Raw genomic sequence first — 2807 nt, 5'->3', positions numbered from 1 at the left:
GCGACGATTATCAGCGCGATCGCGATCGCATCATCCACTCGATCGCGTTCCGCCGCTTGCGCCACAAGACGCAGGTGTTCCTCGCCCCCGATGGCGATCATTTTCGTGTCCGCCTGACGCACAGCCTTGAAGTGGCGCAGATCGGGCGCACGATCGCGCGCACGCTGGGGCTGAACGAGGATCTCACCGAGGCGATCTGTCTTGCGCACGATATCGGCCATCCGCCGTTCGGCCATGCGGGGGAGGATGCGCTCAAGGCCGCGACGATGGCGGCGGGCGGGTTCGACCATAACGGCCATGCGCTGCGCACGCTGATGCGGATCGAGCGTTCCTATCCGCGCTTCGACGGGCTCAATCTGACATGGGAGACGCTGGAGGGGCTGGCGAAGCACAACGGCCCGGTCCGCCATCCCGGCTGGGCGCTGGCCGAGGCGGATGCGGAAGCTGCGCTCGATCTCCACACCTGGCCCAGCCTTGAGGCGCAGATCGCGGCGATCGCCGACGATATCGCTTACGACAATCACGATATCGACGATGGCCTGCGCGCCGGGCTGCTCAGCCCCGAGCAACTGCGCGAGGTGCCGCTGGTGGCGCGCGGCTGGGCGGCGGCGCGCGCGCGTTTCCCGGATATCTCCGATCGCCGGCTGTCGCGCGAACTGGTGCGCCAGCAGATCGGCACGATGGTGCTCGATCTGATTGGCGAGACGAAACGGCGCATCGCCGACGCGGGCGTGCGCGACGTGGCAGACGTGCGCGCGGCGGGGCGGGCACTGGTCGCCTTTTCCGATGCGATGCGCGAGGAGGAGCGAGACCTCAAACGCTTCATGTACGCCAACCTTTATCACCACCCACGCCAGCTTGAGGCGGCGGCGGCGGCGCATGACGTGGTGGCCGGGCTGTTCGCGGCATTCCACGCGGATCCGTGCCTGATGCCCGAGGAATGGCGCGCCGATGCGCCGCGCGAGGAACCGGCGCTCACGCGCCACATCGCTGATTATATCGCCGGCATGACCGATCGTTTCGCGATCCGCGAATATGAGCGCGTGGTGGGGCCGGCGGCGATGCCGGAGGGGTTTTAGGCCGCCACTTGCCGACCTGCGGGCGTGCGTGCGATCGCACCGGCATGGCAGATCAATCGACCACCCCTGCGCGCGCCGACGATATTTCTATCGTGGCGTTCGAGCCGCGTCACGCCGCCGCGTTCAGCGCGCTCAACATCGCCTGGCTCGAACGCTTCTTCGCCGTGGAGGACAAGGATCGCGAGCAGCTTGGCGCCGCGCAGGCGCGCGTGATCGACAAGGGCGGCGCGATCCTGATCGCCGAGGACGAGGCGGGCGTCGCGCTTGGGTGCGTCGCGCTGATCCCTTATGCGGAAGGCGAACTGGAACTGGCGAAGATGGCCGTCGCCGAGGCCGCGCAGGGGCGCGGGGTGGGGCGCAAGCTGATGGATGCGGCGATCGCGCGGGCACAGGCGATGGGTGCGCGGTCGCTCTATCTGGAATCGAACAAGGCCCTGATCCCGGCGATTACGCTCTACGAGCGCAGCGGGTTTCAGCACCTTGCGCCCGAAGCGCGCCCCAAATCGCCATATGCGCGCTGCGACGTTTACATGCGGCGCGCGCTTTGACCCGCGATCAGCTCTTGAGCTTCCATCCGCTGCGCAACAGCGCGTAGCACAGCACGCCCAGCACCACGTCGATCGCGAGGATCACCACGCTGCCGATCAGCACCGGCGAATCGGCGGTGCCGAGAAAGCCGAAGCGGAAGCCGGAGATGATGTAGAAAAACGGATTGGCATGGCTGAACGCGCGGAAGGCGGGCGCGAGATTGTCGACCGAATAGAAGGTGCCCGAGAGGAGCGCGAGCGGCGCGATGACGAAATTCGTCACCGCCGCGGCATGATCGAATTTCTCCGCCCAGATCGAGGTCAGCACGCCGAGCAGCGACAGGAACGCCGCGCCGAGGAAGCCGAACCAGAGCACCGCCCACGGATGCACCGGCGTGACACGCACGCCCGGATAAAGCGCCATGGCCGCCCAGCAGATCGTCCCCACGAGAAAGGCGCGGGTCATCGCGCCGCCGAGCAGCGCGGCGAGCAATTCGGCATTGGAAAGCGGCGGCTGGAGATAATCGACGATCGTTCCCTGAATCTTGCCGACCAGGAGCGAGAAGCTGGCGTTGGCGAAGGCCGGCCCCATCATCCCCTGGCTGATGATAAGCCCAGGGGCGATGAAATCGGCGAACGGAATGTCGATTCCGCCGACATGCACCGGCCGTTTCGCGCCCGTGGCGATGGTGAAAACGATCAGAAACAGCAATGTCGTGGCGGCTGGCGCCCAGATCGTCTGGAGCTGCACCTTGAAGAAACGGCGCACCTCCTTCAAATAGAGGGTCTTCAGGCCGCCCCAATTGACGTTCCGGATCACCGGGACGCCTGGCGCGTTTCTGATTGCCGACGGAATTTGGCCGATTGGGGGATGGCTGCTCATCGCACATGCGGGTAAACGCTGCTGCGAGCGCCTGCAACCCGGCCGCCAGCGAAGGAAATACGATGTCGTGGACCGAGGAGCGTATCCAGACGCTCAAGACCATGTGGGAAAGCGGGCAGACCGCGAGCCAGATCGCCGAGGCGCTGGGCGGCGTCAGCCGCAATGCGGTGATCGGCAAGGCGCATCGCCTCGATCTGCAATCGCGCCCGTCGCCGGTGGTGCCCAAGGATGCCGAGGCGAAAGCCGAGGCAAAGGCGGGAGCAAAGGCGCAGACGCCGGCGCAGGCAGCGCCCACCGCTGCGCCGCCGCCACCCGCCG

Annotated in this window: 4 protein-coding genes; 3 read left to right on the top strand and 1 reads right to left on the bottom strand. The window is 66.6% G+C overall.

What is annotated here, in order from left to right; all coding sequences use genetic code 11:
- Positions 1-1079 (top strand): deoxyguanosinetriphosphate triphosphohydrolase (locus Q0316_RS15230; RefSeq protein ID WP_298674126.1); only part of this gene is annotated, 1079 nt, incomplete at its 5' end.
- 44 nt (positions 1080-1123) lie between these two features.
- The gene (locus tag Q0316_RS15225) at positions 1124-1627 is read left to right on the top strand and encodes a GNAT family N-acetyltransferase (RefSeq protein WP_298674125.1); all 504 of its coding nucleotides are present in this window, start codon (positions 1124-1126) and stop codon (positions 1625-1627) included.
- Between the two features lie 7 nt (positions 1628-1634).
- On the opposite strand, the gene Q0316_RS15220 is transcribed toward Q0316_RS15225, so the two are convergent.
- The gene (locus Q0316_RS15220) at positions 1635-2489 is read right to left on the bottom strand and encodes an ABC transporter permease (protein WP_298674122.1); all 855 of its coding nucleotides are present in this window, start codon (positions 2487-2489) and stop codon (positions 1635-1637) included.
- A 62-nt stretch (positions 2490-2551) separates the two neighbouring features.
- Between Q0316_RS15220 and Q0316_RS15215 the strand changes: the two genes are divergently transcribed.
- Positions 2552-2807 (top strand): GcrA family cell cycle regulator (locus Q0316_RS15215; RefSeq protein ID WP_298674120.1); only part of this gene is annotated, 256 nt, incomplete at its 3' end.

It is taken from the genome of uncultured Sphingomonas sp. (assembly GCF_937871615.1).
GTDB lineage: Bacteria > Pseudomonadota > Alphaproteobacteria > Sphingomonadales > Sphingomonadaceae > Sphingomonas.
The sequence above is the reverse complement of the archived record's forward strand: the minus strand, read 5'-3'. Positions and strand labels throughout refer to the sequence as shown.

Coding starts and splice junctions, on each gene's coding strand:
- Q0316_RS15225 (WP_298674125.1), top strand. CDS start 1,124: ATGGCAGATCAATCGACCACCCCTGCGCGCGCCGACGATATTTCTATC.
- Q0316_RS15220 (WP_298674122.1), bottom strand. CDS start 2,489: ATGAGCAGCCATCCCCCAATCGGCCAAATTCCGTCGGCAATCAGAAAC.